The sequence below is a fragment of the Cellulosimicrobium sp. 4261 genome, from assembly GCF_040546915.1.
Classification (GTDB): Bacteria; Actinomycetota; Actinomycetes; order Actinomycetales; family Cellulomonadaceae; genus Cellulosimicrobium; species Cellulosimicrobium cinnabarinum.
Genome location: NZ_JBEPOQ010000007.1, coordinates 168661 through 186692 on the forward strand (window position 1 = coordinate 168661; position 18032 = coordinate 186692).

An 18032-nucleotide genomic window follows, 5' to 3' on the forward strand; every position below is an offset into this window, starting at 1 on the left:
CGCCCGGCACCCGAGGAGAGGGAGGACCGTGGACGCGATCACCGTGCTGGAGGACCTGTTCGGGAGGATCGGGCCGACCGCGACGCGCGCGGTCGACGGCCTCGGCGAGGACGCGCTCACCGCGCGCGTCGACCCGGGCGCCAACACGATCGCGTGGCTCGCGTGGCACCTCGCGCGCGGGCAGGACGCCCAGGTCGCGAGCGCCGTCGGGCGGGACCAGGTGTGGACGCGCGACGGGTGGGCCCGCCGGTTCGACCTGCCGTTCGACGACGGCGCGACCGGCTACGGGCAGTCGGCCGACGACGTCGCCCGTGTCCGTGCGCGCGACGACCTGCTGCTCGGCTACGTCCACGCGGTCCAGGTCGAGTCCCGCGACGTGCTCGCGTCCCTCACCGCCGACGACCTCGACCGGGTCGTCGACGAGGCGTGGGACCCGCCCGTGACGCTGGGCGTCCGGCTCGTGAGCGTCGCGGTGGACGCCCTCGAGCATGCGGGCCAGGCCGCCTACCTCCGAGGGGTGCTCGACCGCACCGGGCGCGCCTGACGCAGCGCCGGATCGCCGAGCGAGTCGCGGGACCATGGCGAAGTCTGCGAAAGCCCTCGAAGTCCACGCTGCCCGAGACGGGCACGACGTTCGCGAGCAACTCTCGAACAAGTCAGCAAAGCCGAGAGCCGCATCAACGCTCGACAACGGCTGGATCGGTGTGCGGGCGACCGCTCGCACACCATCCGCCGAGTACGACGTGGGTGTCCGGCGCGGCCGTCCAGATGGCGGAGGACGACCGTTTGCGCCGCCGAGGCTACGAGCCCGCCGGCCAGATGAGCAGTGCCGCTGTCAGGATCTGCGACCGCCGATCGCGATCGCAGGTCCGGAGAACATCGCGATGCCCAGAACGAAACCGAAGTCGTACCAGCCTCCGTTGTTGTCGACCTCGTAGATGCTCACCGTGTCGGTGAAGAGCGAGACGATGAACGTGACCGGCAGGATGATGCCTTGCCACAGGCCCCACCAGAAGCCGTAGCCACCGGGGTTCGCCACGACGTTGGGACCGGCCGCGCAGGCTCCGAGAAGGAGGAGGACTGCTACGAGGAGGGCTGCACCGGGGCCGTGCCACCGTCTGGTGCGGGCGGTCATGACGGTCACCTCTCCGTTCCCGGCGGGCAGTCAACCCATGAGCTGGATCGGTTGATGCTCGATCGCTGCGATGCCGTTCGAGGTCGCTCGCAGCCGCCGGTCTGCGAGATCTCGTAGTGCGCGCGCCGTGGCGAGTTCCTCCCGACCGCCCTGACGGGGGTGTCGCCGGGGCTGCGACGAGCTCGACCGTGCACCTTGAGCGTGGACCCGCTCGAGGTCGTCAGAACGGCATGAGCAGTCGTCATCGCGCCTTGGGGTTCGATGTCGTCGGCGTCGAACAGGTGGACGGTGATGCTCCAGGTGTGACTCATGACCACTTCTACCTCTCTGTGATCGTCCGTGGACCGGTGCGCTGTCTCGTCTCAGGCTCGCGCCGGTCGCGTTCGCGCCGTAGGGAAGAAGGTCACACCTGGCGGCAGTCCTCAGGCACCTCAGCGGCACGGGACGTGGTTGCTCCGAGCGATGGGGTCGTCCACCCTGCGACGGGCGCACTCCTCGCCGTCCCGGGAGTGGAAGGACCTCAGGAGCAGGAGTACGACAGAACGACGGAGCAGGTACGCGTGTACCTTCTTGATGATCACGAGGTTGTGTCATCACCGGATCGGACATGGTGGATGCCGTGCGGAGGGTGGCCGCGGGCCAGCGTTGATCGACCCCGCCCTGACGTCGCGCGTTCTCGAGCGACTGAGGGCCGGCCCTGCACAGGAGCCGGCATTGGCGGCGCTGAGCGAGCAGGAGCTCAACGTCCTGACGGCGATCGCCGAGGGTCCGACGAACCGCCAGACCGCGAGCAAGCTGTTCTTGTCCGAGAAGACGGTGAAGAACTACGTCTCCAACCTCCTGACGAAGCTTGATCTCGAGTCCCGGACCCAGGCGGCGGTGCTAGCCACGAGGCTCCTCGGGTAGCGTCCCGGGTGAGCGGCCTCGGTCCGCGAAGGCCCGGGCGCGGCATCGGGGCGCTGCCCTTCAGCGGAGCACCGGCCCAGGTCTGTCGGCATCGGTCGTGGTGGGCCGCAGGAGTTCCACCGTCGAGACGATCATGGCGACCACACTCCCCAGGACGCCGAGCGCCAGCATGACGCGAACCACGAGCGTCCAGTCGAAGCCCTCCTCGGAGAAGACGAACGGGAAGACGCGCCACAACGTCACGAGGGCGACGACCCCGACGCCGGTGACGATGATGTCACCAAGCGCGCGCAGCCACGGCGGGTCGGCCAGGACGTATACCGTGTGGGCGGCGATGCCCACGACCAGGGTGGCGTTCACGGCCGGGAGCACCTCGACGATCTCCGTCGTCAGGAACGGCACCACCTGCCACCCTGGCCAGACGTGGATGAAGACCAGCAGTGCCCCGTCGATCAGCGCGGCGGCGACGTAGCCGCCGCGACGCGCAGAGAGAGAAGGTCGGGCCCCTCGCCGCGGCACGGTGTTGTCGTTGCTCCTTGATCGGCTCATGACGCGAGTCCTTCCCTGGTGCTCAGCGAGCAGTCCCAGAGCCGTCCGGCTCCGACGCACGCCGGGAGGCTGGGCTCGGACGCTCCATCACCAGTCGAGCGCGAGCAATCGCCGCCAGGCTAGGGCCGTTCCGGCTGAGCCCGTCATGGACGACGGTGTCGGGTCCAGGGAAGAACAGCGACACGTGGCCGTCGTCCGACCAGCGCACGAGGAAGGGCGGGCCCCCGCCCGGTCCGCGGGCCTCGAGAACCTCGCCGTCGCGGTCGTGGCCGCCGATCCGGCCGCATCGCACGATGATCCGGTCCCCCGGGGCAGCGCGGGTCATGGCCGGGCCTCCGTCCGGCGCGGCGCGGTCATGGTGCGCGCGAGCTTCCGACCCCAGGCTCGTGCGCGGTCCGCCTCGCCGGCGCCGAGCGGCCCTTCTGCGCCGTCGACGACGAAACCCTCGCCGTCGACGATCACGGTGAAGCCGTGGCGTCGCAGTCCACGCACCATGCCGTGCGCCGCGCCACCGGCAGCGGGGGAGCGCAGGCGGGTGTCGAAGGCGGCGGCAGGGCGGCCGTCCACCTCGGGCAGCGTCGCGAGCCATTCGCGCACTCCCTCAGGGATCTCACCCTGGGTGCCGACCTCCTGGGCGTGCGCCCGGCCCCGCGTCCAGGGCCGGCTCATGCCACGCACGTGCGTCGGCGCGCCCACGACCAGCAGCCCGGCCCGCGCCACGACGTCGGGGTCGGCGGTAGCGAGCTCGACGGCTTCCGCGTCCGCCCCAGCCTGTCGCGCACCGTCGGCGACGGCCTCGGCGACCTCGCGGGTCTGCCCGAAGTGGGTCTCGTAGACCACGATCATGTCCATGACGTCCTCCGTGGTGTGCGCGTCGTGAGTTGTCGTCTTCTCAGGGTGAGCGGGTGCGCCGGGGGCCGGTAGAGCCCTTCGGCTCCGTCCGGACGACGGCGGGGGACGGCTGCGGCGCCGTCAGTGCGGGAGCGAGAGCGCCGCAGACCGCGCCGAGCACGGCGCCGGCGACCGCGCCGGTCGCCGTCCCCAAGAGCACGACCCCTCCCCATGGCCACTCGGCAGGGGCGACGCTCGCTCCGGTGAAGATCACGGCCATCGCGGGGGTCCACGCCGCAGCGCTGATACCGACCCAGCGCCACGCGTGCTGGGCGGCCGGTCGCATCACCCAGGACTGAGCCGCGCCGAGGACCGCACCCATGGCGAGGCCGAGAGCGGCGGCACCGACCAGCGCGGCGACCGGTCCCGGTGCGGTCGCCCCGTCGTCCGTGGCGAGGACCGAGGGCGCGGAGCCGACCACCCACCCGAGCCCCGCGACGGCAACGGTCACCATGAGCCAGCGGCGCCGGTTCAGCTTGGGTGCGACAGGGGTGAGTGCGGCTCGCTGGGCGAGTCCCAGGGCGACGCCTTCGACGAGCCCTCCAAGGACTGCGACCGTCCACGCCAGCACGCTGCTTCTGCCGGCTGTGACGAGCGCCGTGCCGGCGCGTGCGGCGGCGGCCGAGGCCGTCATCCCGACCGCCTCGGCCATGGCGCAGAGCACGATCCAGCGGCGCACGGCGTCGACCTCGCCTCCGCAACCGGCGGGCCTAGATGAACAGCAGCTGTGCGCCTGCCGTCTTGTCGATGAAGTCGGCGGCGCTGATCACGCCCTCGATGTCCTCGCGGAAGTCGGACGCGTCGAGCTTCTGCATCTCGGCCGTGAGCCGACAGGCCCACAGGTGGCCGCCGGCGGCGACGATCTGGTCGAGGAACTCCGGTACCGAGGGGATACCGAGATCCTCCATCTGCTTCTTCATCATGCGAGTCGTCATGGCGCTGATTCCCGGCACCGGGGCCAGAGCCTGCGGTAGGCGCACGTCCTTGATCGGCAGGTGCATCGCGGTGTTCGCGACCGGGGAGAAGGACAGATCGTCGGCGCGCGAGCGCATGATCATGTCGAAGCCCCAGAACGTGAAGAACAGGTGGGTCTCGACGCCCTCGCCGAGAGCGGCGTTGCCGAGGATCAGGCCCGGGTAGGCCATGTCGAGGTTGCCCTTGGAACAGATGATGGCGAGCTTGCGGCCCGCCTCGTCCTCGTCGTCGAAGTTCGGGACGATGGCGATAGCGGGACGGTCGGTGGTGGTCATGGTGACCTCTCAGACGCAGCCGTGCGGCTTGGGCAGCCCGGCGACGTAGGCCATCTTCTTGCCGGGCTTCTTCGGGAACAGCGCGAACTGCTCCTTGACGGGGACGTGGCCGACGACATCCACACGCCGGGTGGTCGCGGTCTCGCCGCGTTCGGCGTAGTCCTGACGCAGGAAGCGCACGACGTCCCAGTGTCGGTCGGTCAGCTCCACGCCGATCTGCTGCGCCAGGGCGCGCGCGACGTCCTCGTCCCACTCGCCGTACTCGGTAAGGAATCCCTCGTCGTCGACGTGGACGGTCTTGTCGTGGATCTCGATCGTGGGCATGGTTACCTCCCCTGGGTGCTGGCAGTCTCCTTGCCGGCCATGGACATCAGCGACGGGACCGGCATCGACCGCCCGGGGAGCAGCACGTTCCAGTACAGGTGCCGGAACGCGAGTTTTCCCAGGTGGTTGGCGCGGGTCTCCTTGAGCAGGCTGAGCGGGCCGATCCGCGGGTACGGGTAGACCCCGGGCAGCGGTTCGGTGTCGTAGTTGAAGTCGATGAGCAGGCCCTTGCCGTGTCCCGACTCCACGAAGCAGTTGGCGTGGCCATCGAACCGGTGCGTCATGGGCCGCCCGCGGACGTGGTCGACGATGTTCTCGACGAAGCCGTCCATGGAGAAGTGCGCCACCGACCCGGCCTTCGATGCCGGGATGTCGTTGGCATCCCCGATCGCGAACACGTCAGCGTGCGCGCGCGACTGCAGGGTGTACCTGTCCACGGGCACGTAGTTGAGCTCGTCGCCCAGTCCCGAGCGCGCGACGAGCTCGTCGCCCATGTTCAAGGGCACGGTCACGAGCAGGTCGAACGGGATCTCACGGTCGTCCACGGAGACGAGGAGCCGGGAATCGGGGTCCACGTGGTCGACGACGAAGTCCGGTTCCACGGCGATGTCCCGCTCGGCGAGCATCGCGCCCAGGTGCTCCGAGGCTACCGGCTTGGTGAAGGCCCCCTCGAGCGGCGTCACGTAGGTGAGGTCCACGCTGCTGCGCGTCCCGCGCTCGGCGAAGAACGCGTCGGCGAGGAACGAGAACTCGAGAGGAGCGACCGGACACTTGATCGGCATCTCTGTGACGTGGACGACGAGCCTGCCGCCGGGCCATCGTTCGAGCGTGTCACGCAGTGCGAGCGCGCCGTCGAGCGTGAAGAAGTCGAAGATGCTGCGTCGCCACGCCGCGCCCGTCATGCCGGGGGTCTGATCGGGGCGCGGCGAGGTACCGGTCGCGATCACGAGCAGGTCGTATCCCAGCGTGCGGCCGTCGCGGAGACGGACGTGCGAGGCGTCGGCGTCGACGCGCTCGACCTCGGCGAGGACGAGCTCGACGTCGCGCAAGAAGCGATCACGCGGCCGCAGCAGGTCGTGCGGCTCGTAGACCCCGAACGGCAGAAACAACAGGCCCGGCTGGTACAGATGCATGTCGTCGCGGTCGACGACCGTGACGGACCAGTCGCGCGGCAGGCGGCGACGTAGACGGTTGGCCGCCATCGTTCCCGCGGTGCCGGCCCCGAGGATCACCAGACGATTCATGAGGGCTCCGATCGTCGTCGATGCTCTCAGGATTCTGCGTTCGCGATCCTGACCCCAGTGCCGAAGGTCCCGCGCGCTGGGTGCGTATTTCGGGTACCAGACGCCAGAAGGCCAGTACTCGACCCCCGAAGGCGTCGGGCGCGGTCATCCTGCGTCGTCGTAGGCTCGGGACAGCAGCACACACAGGATTGACCTGGCGTGCACACCGGCCGTGGGGCCGAGGGCGCCTCGACGGAGATCCTGCCCGGCCGCCTCGAGGAGACCTGTTGCCGCACCGCGTCAGACGGGCGGCGCCACCGCGTCGACGAACCAGGAGGTGAGGGTCGTGGGGTGGGTGATCGCGGTGCCCACGCACACGGCGAACGCGCCGTGCGCCATCGCTTCCGCGGCCTGGGCGGGGGTGTGCACGCGACCCTCGACGACGACCGGGAGGGTGCAGGCGGCGACCATCTCGTCGACGAGCGCGAGGTCCGGACCGTCGGTCCGGGGCCGCTCGCCGGTGTAGCCGGAGAGGGTCGTGCCGAGCAGGTCGACGCCCGCGTCCTGGGCGGCGAGCGCGTCGTCGAGCGACCCGCAGTCCGCCATGACGAGCGCGTCGGTCGTCTCGCGCAGGCGCGCGACGGTCTCGGCGAGCGTGAGTCCGTCGGGGCGGGGCCGGCGCGTGCCGTCGAGCGCGACGACGTGCGCGCCCGCGTCCGCGACCGCGACGGCGTGGCGGAGGGTCGGGGTGATGAAGACGCCGCCGTCGCCGTCCTTCCACAGCCCGACGACGGGCACGTCGACCGCCGCGACGACGGCCGCGACGTCGTCCAGGCCCTGCACGCGGACGGCGGCCGCGCCCCCGGCGACGACGGCGCGCGCCATCTGCGCGGTCGTGCGCGGGTCGCGCAGGGGCTCGCCGGGGTAGGCCTGGCAGGACACGGTGAGGCGTCCGCGCATCGCGTCGAGGACGCGCTCGCGCGTCCAGGGGGTCCGGTCGTGCTGCTCCGCGCTCATCGCGCCCCTCCGTCGGTCGTGCGGTCGTCCAGCAGGTTCCACGCGCCGCGCGCCGCGCCGACGACCGCCGCGACGTTCCCGAGCGCGGCGGGCCGCAGCGGCAGGTCGGCGAGCACGTCGACGACCTCCGCGCGCAGCGCGTCCTCGAGCGCGGACCACCACAGGTCGCCCGCGCCGGCCATGCCGCCGCCGACGACGACCACCTCCGGGTCGAGCACGGTGACGACCCCGGCGACGGCGCGGCCCACGGCGCGGGCGGCGTCGCGCACGACCGAGGCCGCGAGCTCGTCGCCCGCGTCGGCCCGGGCGACGACGTCGCGCGTGTCGGGGCTGGTCGCGTCCCCGCCGAGCGCGAGGTAGCGGCGGTGGACGGCCGGGCCCGCCCCGATCGCCTCCAGGTGGCCGGTGCGTCCGCACGGGCAGCGCAGCAGCTCCGCACCGGGGACCGGCACGTGTCCCAGCTCCCCCGCGACGTGGTGCGCGCCGCGCAGGGGACGCCCGTCGAGCACGACGGCGCCCCCCACGCCGGTCCCGACGGCGACGAGCAGCGCGCTGCGCGCGCCGGCGGCGGCGCCGCGCCACACCTCGCCGGCGGCGTGCGCGTCGACGTCGTTCTCGACGAACACGGGCAGGTCGGGGACCTCAGCGAGGTCGGCGAGCCGGCGGCGCAGGCCGCCCGCGACGTCGGTCCCGGGCCAGCCGGGCAGGGTGTCGGTCGCGGAGACGATCACGCCGCGACCGACGTCGACCACGCCGGCCGTGCCGACCCCGAGCGCGCGCAGGCGCGCCGCGCCCGGCAGCGCGGCGACGACCTCGCGCACGACCCCGGCGACGGCGTCGAGCACCGCGTCGGGGCCGCCCGCGGCCGGGGTCGGCACGGCGAGCACGGGACCGAGGGTCCCGTCGGCCGCGACGGTCGCCGCGGCCGTCTTGGTGCCGCCGAGGTCGACGCCGACGACGACCGTCGGCGCCGCGGCGACCGTCGGCGCCGCGGCGACCGGGGAGGCGTCAGCCACGCAGGAGCCCCGCGGCGCGCGTGATCTCCTCGACGCGCGCGACGACGTCGTCCGCGAGCGGCTCGACGGGGTACGCGAGCGTCGCGGTCTCGATGAGCCCCTGGCGCTGCGCGGACACCTTGAACGCCCCGACGCCCGCGGCGTCGCCCGAGCGGCCGCGGGCCTGGAACACGATCTCGAACAGCGCGGCGATACGGTCCTGCTCCACCCGGGCATCGTCCCACTTCCCGGCCTGGGCGAGGTCCCACAGGCGCACGTACCCGCCCGCGTCGACGTTCGCGAGGCCGGGCACGACGCCGTCGGCGCCGAGCAGCAGCATCCCGTCGACCACGACCTCGTGCCCCGTGAAGAGCACGAGGGGCGAGCCGGCCGCCGCGTTGGCGGCGACGAGGCGGCGGAACGCGACGTCGTCGCCCGACGAGTCCTTGACGCCCGCGAGGACACCCTCGGTGCCGAGCCGGACGAGCAGGTCCGCGGGCAGCTTCGTCCGCACGCGCACCGGGATGTCGTACGCGAACAGCGGCACGTCCACGGCGGCCGCGACGGCGCGCAGGTGGCGCTCGATCTCGTCGAGGTCGTTGAGCGCGTAGACGGGGGCCGTCGCGACGACCGCGTCCACCCCGCCCGCCACGAGCGCCTTCGCCTGCTCGACGACGCGCGCCGTCGTCAGGTCGATGGCGCCGCCCATGACCGGCACGCGACCGGCGGCCGCGCGCACGACGGTCCGCACGACGACGTCGCGCTGCGCGTCGGTGAGGTAGGCGACCTCGCCGGTCGACCCGAGCACGAACAGCCCGTGCACGCCCTCGGTGACGAGGTGGTCCACGAGACGCTCGAGGGACGCGACGTCGACCTCGCCCTCGGTCGTGAGCGGGGTGAGGACGGGCGGGACGATCCCGCGGAAGGGGGTGGTCACGAGGAGCTCCGGTTCTGGGTTCAGCGATGGTTCGGTCTGGGTGGTGCCCCGCGTCGCGAGGGGCGCGGCGCCGCTCACAGGAGGGCGGGCGCCGCCGCGAGCAGCGTGCGGGTGTAGTCGTCCTGGGGGTCGTCGAGCACGCGCGCGGCCGGGCCCGACTCGACGATGCGGCCGCCCTGCATGACGACGATCTCGTCGGAGACGTGGCGCACCGTCTGGATGTCGTGCGAGATGAAGACCATCCCCAGGTCGAGCGTGGCCTTGAGGTCGGCGAGCAGGTTGAGGATCTGGGCGCGCACGGACACGTCGAGCGCGGACGTGGGCTCGTCGGCGACGATCACGTCGGGCGAGAGCGCGAGGGCGCGCGCGATCGCGACGCGCTGCCGCTGCCCGCCGGAGAGCTGGCCGGGCAGCGCGTCGAGCGCCGACTCGGGCAGCCCGACGAGGTGCACGAGCTCGCGGACGCGCGCCTCGCGCGACGCGGCGTCGCCGACGCGGTGCACGTCGAGCGGGTCGCGCAGCGCGTCCCGCACGCGCATGCGGGCGTTGAGCGCGGTGGCCGGGTCCTGGAAGACGACGGACACCACCCGCCCGACCTCGCGCCGCACGCGCGTCGTGTACGTGTCCACCGGCTGCCCGCGGAAGCGGATCTCGCCGGACGTCGGGGCCTGCAGCCCGACGAGCACCTTCGCCATGGTCGACTTGCCCGAGCCGGACTCGCCGACGATCCCGAGCGTGCTGCCGCGACGCACCGCGACGCTGACGTCGTTCACGGCGTGCACGCGGGTGGCCTTGAAGAGCGTGCCCGTGCGGGCCTTGAAGACGACGTGCACGCCGCGCAGCTCGACGACGGGGGTGTCGTGGTCGGTCGCGGACCCCCGCTCCGCGGCGGGCGGGGTCTGATCGGTGGCGCTCATCGCGTCCCTCCGGTGGTGATCGGGGCGGGGCCACCGCCCGCGACGGCGCCGACCGGCTCGTCCGGCGGCATCGCGACGAGGTGCTGCCCGTCGGCGTCCACGGCGCGCAGCACGGGCCGCACGTCGAGGCCGCGGTCGGGGCGCGACGAGCGCGGCGCGAACCGGTCGCCCGTCGGGAAGTCGCGCGGTGACGGGACGGTGCCGGGGATCTGGTGCAGGCGCGTGGAGCGCTGCTCGATCGAGAGCACCGCGCCGAGCAGGCCCTGCGTGTACTCGTGGCGGGGGTCGGTGAGCAGCTCGCTCGTCGGCGCCTGCTCGACGACCTGGCCCGCGTACATGACCGTGATGCGGTGCGCGATCTGCGCGACGAGCGCGAGGTCGTGGCTGACGAACACCATCGCGAAGCCGAGCTTGACGCGCAGCTCGTCGAGCAGCGCGACGACCTGGGCCTGGACGGTGACGTCGAGCGCCGTCGTCGGCTCGTCCGCGATGACCAGCTTCGGGTCGCGCGTGAGGGCCATGGCGATGAGCACGCGCTGGCGCTGCCCGCCCGAGAGCTCGTGCGGGTAGCTCTTGAGCGTCCGCTCCGGGTCGAGGCCCACGAGCTCCAGGAGCTCCTCGGCCGTGCGGGTCCCGCCGCGGCGCGTGAGCTGCTTCATCTGCGCACGGATGAGCATCGACGGGTTGAGCGAGCTCAGCGCGTCCTGGTAGATCATCGCGATCTCGGTGCCGCGCAGCGACGCGCGCTCGCGGTTGCCCATCGCGAGCAGGTCCTTGCCGTCGTAGCGGATCTCGCCGCTGATCTGCGCCGAGGGGTCCAGCAGGCCCATGACGGCGAGCGACGTGATCGACTTGCCGCAGCCGGACTCGCCGACCAGCGCCATGGTCTCGCCCGGGCGGACCGAGAACGAGACGTCGTCCACGACCGCGACGTCGCCGTGGCGCGGGAACCGGATGGACAGGTTGCGCACCTCGAGCAGGGGCTCGGCGTCGCCGTCGTACACGGGACGGTCGGTGCGGGCCGACTCGGCCGCGCGCAGCGTGGCGAGGCGCGTGGCGAGGGGCACGGCCCGCCCGACGTGCGTGACCTCCGGCTCGACGTCCGGCACGACCGGCTCGGACTCGGCGAGGCGCGCCTCGTCCGGTGTCTCGACCGGCTCGTCGGCGTCCATCGCGGTGAGCTCCGCGGCGACGGCCGCGTCGTCGGAGTCGGTCGCGACGGCCTTCGCCGGGGTGGCGCGCGTCGCCCGCGGGGCGGCGACCATCGCGTCCGTCATGCCCTCGGACAGGATGTTGAGGCACAGGACGGTGAGCATGATGGCCAGGCCGGGGAAGAACGTCGCCCACCAGTAGCCGCCCATGACGAGGTCGCGACCCGCGGCGATGATGTTGCCCCACGAGGGCTCCGGGTCGGGCACGCCCGCCTGGATGAAGGACAGCGACGCCTCGAAGACGATCGCGTCGGCCACGAGCACCGTGGTGAACACCAGCACGGGCGCCGCGCAGTTGCGGGCGACGTGCTTCGCGAGGATCCAGGCCGTGCGCGCGCCCATGACCCGGGTGGCGGCGACGTAGTCCTCGCCGTACTGGTCGAGGATGTTGGCCCGCACGACGCGCGTGAGCTGCGGCGTGTAGAGGAACGCGATCGTCAGGACGAGCACGGGCAGCGAGCGGCCGAAGACGGAGACGAACACGGCGGCCAGCGCGATGCCGGGGAACGACATGATGATGTCGAGCACGCGCATGAGGGTCTCGGAGACGCTCTTGCGGGCCGTCGCGGCGACGGCGCCGAGCACGGCGGCCGCGGCGAGCGCGATCGCGGTGGCCCCGAGGCCGATGACGAGCGAGTACCGCGCGCCGTAGACGACGCGGGAGAAGATGTCGCGGCCCTGCCGGTCCGTGCCGAACCAGCTCTCCGCGCCCGGAGGCTGGACGGGGGTGCCGGTGGCGAGCGGGTCGTGGCTCGCGACGAGCGGCGCGAAGACCGCCGCGAGCGCCACGAGGAGCACGAACGCGAGGGAGATCTTGGACCCGAGGGGCAGCGCACGCAGGCGCAGCCCGGGGGTCGAGAGTCGTTCGGTGAGCTGTCGACGCACGTCACACCGTCCTGATCCGCGGGTTGACGAGCACGTAGAGCATGTCGACCACGATGTTGATGAGCACGAACGCGAGCGCCACGGTGAGGGTCACGCCCTGCACGAGGTTGGGCTCGTTGTTGGTGACGCCGTTGAGGATGAGCGTGCCCATGCCGGGCAGCGCGAAGATGATCTCGATGACGACGGCGCCGCCGATGAGGTAGCCGACGCGCAGGCCGAGGACCGTGATCGGGGTGATGAGCGCGTTGCGCAGCACGTTGCGCCCGACGACGACGTGGCGCGGGATGCCGGCGCCGATCGCGGTGCGGACGTAGTCCTTGTCGAGCTCCTCGACGACGGACGTGCGCACGACGCGCGTGAGCTGGCCGACGACGGGGATCGCGAGCGCGAGCGCGGGCAGCGCCATGCGCGCGAGGTAGCCGCCGAGGTCCTCGGACGGGTCGGGCAGGGGCCCGCTCGCGGGCAGCCACCCGGCGCTCAGGGTGACGACCTGGATGAGCAGCACCGCGAGCCAGAACGACGGCGTCGCGAGGGACGCGACGGACACGACGCGGATCGCCTTGTCGGGCCAGCGGTCGCGGTAGAGCGCCGCGAGGATGCCCATGACGAGCGCGGCGACGACGGCGATGACGAGGCCCATGAGCGTGAGCTGCAGGGTGATCGGCAGGGCGCGCGCGACCTCGTCGGCGACGGGCACCTGACGTGCGCTGAACGTGCCGAGGTCCCCGTGCAGGAGGCCGCCGAGGAACGCGACGTACCGGACGAGGAGCGGGTCGTTGAGCCCGTTGGCCTCGCGGTACGCCTCGCGCGCCTCGACCGAGGCGCCCTCGCCGAGGGCCTGGATCGCGGGGTCGACCTGCGAGAACGACATCACGAGGAACACGAGGAACGTGATGCCGAGGATCATGATCGGCAGCTGCAGGAGGCGGCGTCCGACGAGCCGCAGCAGTGCGCTCACGGTCGGCCTCCTGGTGCGTCGGGGGTGCGGTGCATGGTCTGTCCGTTCTGGGTGCCGTGCGGGTGCCGGGCCCCCTCGCCCGAAGGGGGCGGGGCGAGGGGGCCCGGGGTCGGTCGGCGCCGGCGTCGAGCCGGCTTGCTACTTGACGAGGCCGGCGTCGAGGAACGACAGCCCGGTGATCGGCAGCGGCTTGAAGCCGGAGAGGCTCTCGCCGTCCCAGGCGGTGGGGAGCTTGCGGTGCAGCAGCGGGTACAGCGGCACCTCGGTGGAGATCAGGTCGAACGCCTGGTCCCACAGCTCCTGCTGCTCGTCGCCCGACGTGCGGACGGCGGCGTCGAGGATCGACTGGAGCTCAGCGAACTTCGGGTCGTCGTTCCAGCGGTAGCGCGACTGCGACCAGACGTTGTCGCCGTACCACCAGCGCATGAGCAGGTCGGGGTCGTTGCCGAAGACGGACGGGTCGCCGGGCGCCACCATGACCTGCAGGTCACCGTTGTCCACCTTGGTGTACTGGCCGCCGGACTGGCCGATGTCGAGCGTCGTGTCGACGCCGATCGCGTCGAGGTTCTCCTTGATGAGCGGGGCGATGTCCGCGACCCAGCCGGTGTCCGTCGTCATGAGGGTGATGGACAGGTCGCTCACGCCGGCCTCGGCGAGCAGCGACTTCGCCTTCTCCGGGTCGTACGAGTAGACGGTCGACGCCTCGTGGTAGTTCGGGTGGCTCTGCGGCAGGAAGCTCGTGGCCGCGGCACCGTTGCCGAGGAGCCCGTTGTCGATGATCTTGTCCATGTCGAGGGCGTAGAAGAACGCCTGGCGCACGCGGACGTCGTCGAACGGGGGCAGGTCGGTGTTGAACATCATGAAGAGCGTGCCGAACGACTGGACCGACTCCACGTCCACGGCGCCCTCGAGCGTCGGGACGTCGATGTAGGGGACGTCCTCGATCGCGCTGACCGTGCCGGAGCTCATCGCGGTGACGCGCGCGGCCGGGTCGGACAGCAGGTTCCACACGAGACCGGCGGCCAGCGCGGGGCGACGGCCGTTGTAGTCGTCGAACCGCTCGAACGTGATCTTGTCGTCGGGCGTCGCCTGGGTCATCTTGAACGGGCCGGTCCCGACGGGGAGGGCGTTGAAGGCCTCGTAGTCGGACTCGACGAGCGCCTTCGGGACGATCTTGACGACCGACACGCGCTCGGGGACGAGGCTGAACGGGTACTTGAGGTTGATCGAGACCGTGTCGTCGTCGACCGGGGTGACGGACTCGATGAAGTCGATGAATCCGGCGTAGAGCGACTCGCTCGCCGGGTCGAGCACGCGCTCGAAGCTGAAGACGACGTCGTCGACGGTGACGGGGGTGCCGTCGTGGAAGACCGCGCCCTCGCGGATGTCCACCTCGTAGTGGGTGTCGTCGACCTGCGCCGGGAGCTCGGTGCCGAGCGCCGCGTAGACCTCGCGCGTCGCAGGGTCGAGCTCGGTGAGCCCCTCGAAGACGTGCCAGTTCGCGGCTACTGTCACGGCACCGGTGGTGATCATCGGGTCGAAGCCACCGGAGAGGGAGTACGAGATGCCCGCCTCGATCACGGCGTCCTGGTCGATCTCGCCCTGGGCGGCGGTGCCCTCGGTCGGGTCGTCCTGTGCGGCGTCGCCACCCGAGCACGCTGCGAGGCCGAGCGCGAGCACGACGCCCGCGGCGACCGCAGCGACTCCCCGGCGACGGGGAGGTGAGCTGACGTGAAGCTTCATTGGTTCTCCTGACATGAGACCGACACTCTTCCGGAGAGAAGATGTCTGATGTCTGACGTTGTGTAGCATGACACTAGGACCAGAAACCGAAGGGGTCAAGATGGCGACACCACGGCGGAGGAGCTTCGCGACGCTCGACGCCTCCAGAGCCGGCAGCACCGGTGCGACCGCACCGCGGCGGACCACCACCGCCGACCGGATCAAGGACTTCATCCTCGGCGAAGGGCTGCGCCCGGGCGACCCGCTCCCCACCGAGGCCGAGCTGTGCGAGCACCTCGGCGTCTCCCGGTCGAGCGTGCGCGAGGCGATCCGCACCCTGTCGACCCTCGACATCGTCGAGGTCCGGCACGGGCACGGCACGTTCGTCGGCAGCATGTCGCTCGATGCGCTCGTCGAGGCGCTCGTCTTCCGCGGCGTGCTCTCCCCCGGCGACGACCTGCGGGCGCTGCGCGACGTCGTCGAGGTGCGCCAGGCCCTCGACCTCGCCATGGCCGAGCGCATCGTCGCGAGCCTCGCCGGCACGTCGAACCCGGAGCTGCACGCCCTCGTCGACGAGATGGTCGCCGCGGCGTCGCAGGGCCTGTCGTTCCCCACCCAGGACCGGGCGTTCCACACCGGCCTCCTCGCGCGGCTCGACAACTCGCTCGTCGGGCAGCTCGTCGCCGCGTTCTGGGACGTGCACACCGCCGTGATCCCCAAGCTCGGGCTCTCCGTCGCCGCCGACCTCGACCAGACCGCGCGCGCGCACGGCGCGATGCTCGACGCCGCCGAGGCCGGCGACGTCGAGGCGTTCCGCGACGCCGTCGCCTCGCACTACCAGCCGATCGACCGGGCCCTCGGGGTGACGACGGCGTGAGTCCTCAGCACCTCCCCCCGGCCGGGCGAGCGTCGAGCCGCCCCCCCGTCGGGATCGCCGTCGTGGGGATCGGGGCGTTCGCCCGCGAGCACCTCACCGCGCTCGCGGCGCTCGACGGCGCGGACGTGCGCTGGGTCGTCGGGCACGACCTCGAGCGCACCCGCGCGCTCGCGGCGCTCGTCCCCGGAGCCCGGGCGACCACGTCCCTCGACGACGCCCTCGCGGACGACGCCGTGCACGCCGTGGACGTCGTCACCGCGACCCCGACGCACGCGCGCGACACGATCGCCGCGGGCGAGGCCGGCAAGCACGTCCAGGTCGAGAAGCCGGCGGCGCTGTCGCTGCCCGAGCTCGACGCCATGGTCGCGGCGACCGAGGGCCGGGGCACGACGCTCGTCGTCGGGCAGACCGTGCGCTTCCAGCCCGCCGTGACGGCGCTCGCCGCCGCGGCCCGCCGAGGCGAGATCGGCACCCCGCGGCTCGCGCACATCTCCTGGTACACGGGCCACGCGTGGCCCGCCGGGTGGCGCGGCTGGCAGCTCGACCCGAAGCTCTCGGGCGGCCACCCCGTGCACAACGGCACTCACATCATGGACGCCGCGACGTGGCTGCTCGACGACGAGCCCGTCGAGGTCTTCGCGCGCGGCTTCCGCACGTTCTCGCCCGACATGGAGTCGCCCGACTCGTTCCACGTGCAGCTCCGCACGGCGTCGGGCGCGCTCGCGACGCTCGAGCTCTGCTACGCGCTGCGCCGCCGCGGCGAGCTCGTGCGGCGGGTCGTGCTCGTGGGGACCGAGGGGACGCTCGCGCACTCGACCACCGAGGAGGACGGCCTGCACTCCGACGCCACGACCGCCCCGCCCGTCTCCGTCGAGGGCGCGCTGGGGCTCCAGCTCGCGCACTGGCTCGACGTGGTGCGCGGCGACGCGGCGCCCGTCGTCACGACGCCGCAGGTGCGGGCGGCGCTCGCGACCGCGCTCGCGGCGCAGCGCTCGCTCGTCTCCGGGCGGCGCGAGCGCGTCGCCGACGTCCCCGGCTACGCGACCGCGGGGGTGGCGGCATGAGCGCGACCCTGCGCGTCGCGTTCGCGTCGGCCGTGCGCCACGCGGCCGACTACCTGCGGATCCTCGGCGCCGACGACCGCGTCGAGCTCGTCGGCGTCGTCGAGGAGGCGGACGCGCCCGGCTGGGTGCGCGACGACTCGCGCGCCGTCGCCGAGCGCGCCGGGTTGCCGTACGCCGAGGTCGCCGACGTGACGGCCGCCGCGGAGGCCCTGGGCAGCGCGGTCGACCTGGTCGTCGTGTGCGCCGAGCCGACCCGGCACGCCCGCCTCGCGGCCGCGCTGCTGGAGGCGGGGCTCGACGTGCTCGTCGACAAGCCCGTCGCGACGACCCTCGCCGACGCCGACCACCTCGTCTCGGTCGCCGCCCGCACGGGCCGGACGTGCGCCGTCGTGAACCGCACGCAGGCGCCCGCGCTGCGCCGCCTGCGCGCGTGGGTCGACGCCGGCCACGTGGGCCTGCCGCGCCACCTGGACCTCGAGCTCCTCGCCTCGGGGGCGCACCTCGCGACGTCGGTCGAACGCCCGGAGCTGGTCGTGGACCGCGCCCTCTCGGGGGGCGGCGAGCTGCTGAACTTCCTCGGCTACTGCGCCGACGCGGCGCACCACCTCACGGGCCTGCGGACCCTCGAGGTGCACGCGTTCGCGGGGTCGCTCTTCCTGGAGCCGCACCGCGAGGCCGGGGTCGAGGACACGGCGGTCGTCACGCTCGAGCTGGAGCGCGGCGTGACCGCGACCGTCACGCTCGGGCGCGTCCCGTTCGCGCCCGGCGGCACGCCCACCACGTCGTCGGTCCGGCTGCTCGGGTCGCACGGCCACGCCGTCGCGGACGACGACGCCCCGGCCGTCGCGCGGTTCGGCGTGGACGGGCGCACGGCGATCGCCGCCGACGCGGGCCAGGTCGCCGCCGCGGCGTACCTGCGGCACGTGGTCGGGGCGGTGCTGGCCGGCCGACGGCCGGACTACGCGATCGAGGAGGCGCGCGCGTCGCTCGCCGTGATCGACGCGGCGTACCGCTCGGTCGAGACGGGCGACGTCGTCGCGGTGGAGCACCGGACGGTGCGCGAGGAGGCGAGGGTCTGATGGAGGTCGTGATCGCTCCGGCGGAGCGGTTGGCGGTGCTGGCTGCGGATGCCGTGGAGGCGGTGGTGCGGTCGGGGCCGGGGGCGGTGCTG

The 18032-nt window shown here is 72.7% G+C and carries 20 protein-coding genes and 1 pseudogene; 5 read left to right on the forward strand and 16 right to left on the reverse strand.

Annotated features, from left to right (window positions below; all coding sequences use genetic code 11):
• The first annotated feature begins 28 nt into the window (after positions 1-28).
• The gene (locus tag ABIE39_RS11520; RefSeq protein ID WP_354051821.1) at positions 29-544 is read left to right on the forward strand and encodes a mycothiol transferase; all 516 of its coding nucleotides are present in this window, start codon (positions 29-31) and stop codon (positions 542-544) included.
• 291 nt (positions 545-835) lie between these two features.
• Here ABIE39_RS11520 and ABIE39_RS11525 read toward each other — a convergent pair whose 3' ends face one another.
• Positions 836-1135, reverse strand: a complete 300-nt coding sequence (locus ABIE39_RS11525) for a hypothetical protein (protein WP_354051823.1) — start codon at positions 1133-1135, stop codon at positions 836-838.
• 30 nt (positions 1136-1165) lie between these two features.
• Positions 1166-1446: pseudogene (locus ABIE39_RS11530) on the reverse strand (dsRBD fold-containing protein).
• Positions 1447-1780: 334 nt separating this feature from the next.
• Here ABIE39_RS11530 and ABIE39_RS11535 point away from each other — a divergent pair.
• Positions 1781-2041, forward strand: a complete 261-nt coding sequence (locus ABIE39_RS11535; RefSeq protein ID WP_354051825.1) for a helix-turn-helix domain-containing protein — start codon at positions 1781-1783, stop codon at positions 2039-2041.
• A 60-nt stretch (positions 2042-2101) separates the two neighbouring features.
• Here the strand turns inward: ABIE39_RS11535 and ABIE39_RS11540 are convergent, their stop codons facing one another.
• From ABIE39_RS11540 to ABIE39_RS11605, 14 genes are all read right to left on the reverse strand, one after another.
• A complete protein-coding gene (locus ABIE39_RS11540; protein ID WP_354051826.1) occupies positions 2102-2560 on the reverse strand; it encodes a hypothetical protein in 459 nt (152 codons plus the stop codon).
• Positions 2561-2612: 52 nt separating this feature from the next.
• On the reverse strand, positions 2613-2915 hold the full coding sequence (locus tag ABIE39_RS11545; protein WP_354051828.1) for a DUF1918 domain-containing protein: 303 nt from the start codon (positions 2913-2915) through the stop codon (positions 2613-2615).
• Entirely contained in the window at positions 2912-3442 is a 531-nt protein-coding gene (locus ABIE39_RS11550) for a flavodoxin family protein (RefSeq protein WP_354051830.1), read from the reverse strand. Before ABIE39_RS11550 ends, ABIE39_RS11545 begins: the two co-directional genes overlap by 4 nt.
• 40 nt (positions 3443-3482) lie before the next feature.
• Entirely contained in the window at positions 3483-3935 is a 453-nt protein-coding gene (locus ABIE39_RS11555) for a hypothetical protein (protein WP_354051832.1), read from the reverse strand.
• Between the two features lie 256 nt (positions 3936-4191).
• Entirely contained in the window at positions 4192-4731 is a 540-nt protein-coding gene (locus tag ABIE39_RS11560) for a DsrE/DsrF/DrsH-like family protein (RefSeq protein WP_354051834.1), read from the reverse strand.
• Between the two features lie 9 nt (positions 4732-4740).
• Positions 4741-5055, reverse strand: a complete 315-nt coding sequence (locus ABIE39_RS11565) for a TusE/DsrC/DsvC family sulfur relay protein (RefSeq protein WP_354051836.1) — start codon at positions 5053-5055, stop codon at positions 4741-4743.
• Positions 5056-5057: 2 nt separating this feature from the next.
• On the reverse strand, positions 5058-6299 hold the full coding sequence (gene sqr / locus ABIE39_RS11570) for a type III sulfide quinone reductase, selenoprotein subtype (RefSeq protein WP_354051837.1): 1242 nt from the start codon (positions 6297-6299) through the stop codon (positions 5058-5060).
• 279 nt (positions 6300-6578) lie between these two features.
• Positions 6579-7295: an N-acetylmannosamine-6-phosphate 2-epimerase gene (locus ABIE39_RS11575; protein ID WP_354051839.1), complete on the reverse strand. Its 717-nt coding sequence runs from the start codon at positions 7293-7295 to the stop codon at positions 6579-6581.
• Positions 7292-8311 (reverse strand): ROK family protein, encoded by a 1020-nt coding sequence (locus ABIE39_RS11580; protein WP_354051841.1) that lies wholly within the window; start codon positions 8309-8311, stop codon positions 7292-7294. Before ABIE39_RS11580 ends, ABIE39_RS11575 begins: the two co-directional genes overlap by 4 nt.
• Entirely contained in the window at positions 8304-9227 is a 924-nt protein-coding gene (locus ABIE39_RS11585) for a dihydrodipicolinate synthase family protein (RefSeq protein WP_354051843.1), read from the reverse strand. The genes ABIE39_RS11580 and ABIE39_RS11585 overlap by 8 nt, the downstream gene beginning before the upstream one ends.
• A gap of 74 nt (positions 9228-9301) precedes the next feature.
• Positions 9302-10144 (reverse strand): ABC transporter ATP-binding protein, encoded by an 843-nt coding sequence (locus ABIE39_RS11590; protein ID WP_209829427.1) that lies wholly within the window; start codon positions 10142-10144, stop codon positions 9302-9304.
• Positions 10141-12240: a dipeptide/oligopeptide/nickel ABC transporter permease/ATP-binding protein gene (locus tag ABIE39_RS11595; protein WP_354051845.1), complete on the reverse strand. Its 2100-nt coding sequence runs from the start codon at positions 12238-12240 to the stop codon at positions 10141-10143. Before ABIE39_RS11595 ends, ABIE39_RS11590 begins: the two co-directional genes overlap by 4 nt.
• Position 12241: 1 nt before the next feature.
• Complete coding sequence (locus tag ABIE39_RS11600) at positions 12242-13198, reverse strand: ABC transporter permease (RefSeq protein WP_074804505.1); 957 nt, start codon at positions 13196-13198, stop codon at positions 12242-12244.
• 138 nt (positions 13199-13336) lie between these two features.
• Positions 13337-14941, reverse strand: coding sequence for an ABC transporter substrate-binding protein (locus tag ABIE39_RS11605; protein WP_108050736.1), 1605 nt, complete (start codon positions 14939-14941; stop codon positions 13337-13339).
• A 100-nt stretch (positions 14942-15041) separates the two neighbouring features.
• Here ABIE39_RS11605 and ABIE39_RS11610 point away from each other — a divergent pair, with 100 nt between their 5' ends.
• From ABIE39_RS11610 to ABIE39_RS11620, 3 genes are read left to right on the forward strand one after another with little or no spacing between them, the layout of a single operon-like run.
• Positions 15042-15797, forward strand: a complete 756-nt coding sequence (locus ABIE39_RS11610) for a FadR/GntR family transcriptional regulator (RefSeq protein ID WP_209829425.1) — start codon at positions 15042-15044, stop codon at positions 15795-15797.
• The gene (locus tag ABIE39_RS11615) at positions 15794-16861 is read left to right on the forward strand and encodes a Gfo/Idh/MocA family protein (protein WP_354051848.1); all 1068 of its coding nucleotides are present in this window, start codon (positions 15794-15796) and stop codon (positions 16859-16861) included. Before ABIE39_RS11610 ends, ABIE39_RS11615 begins: the two co-directional genes overlap by 4 nt.
• Positions 16858-17940 carry a Gfo/Idh/MocA family protein gene (locus ABIE39_RS11620; RefSeq protein ID WP_354051850.1) on the forward strand — a complete coding sequence of 361 codons (1083 nt, stop codon included), beginning with the start codon at positions 16858-16860 and terminating at the stop codon, positions 17938-17940. The genes ABIE39_RS11615 and ABIE39_RS11620 overlap by 4 nt, the downstream gene beginning before the upstream one ends.
• The last annotated feature ends 92 nt before the right edge of the window (positions 17941-18032 follow it).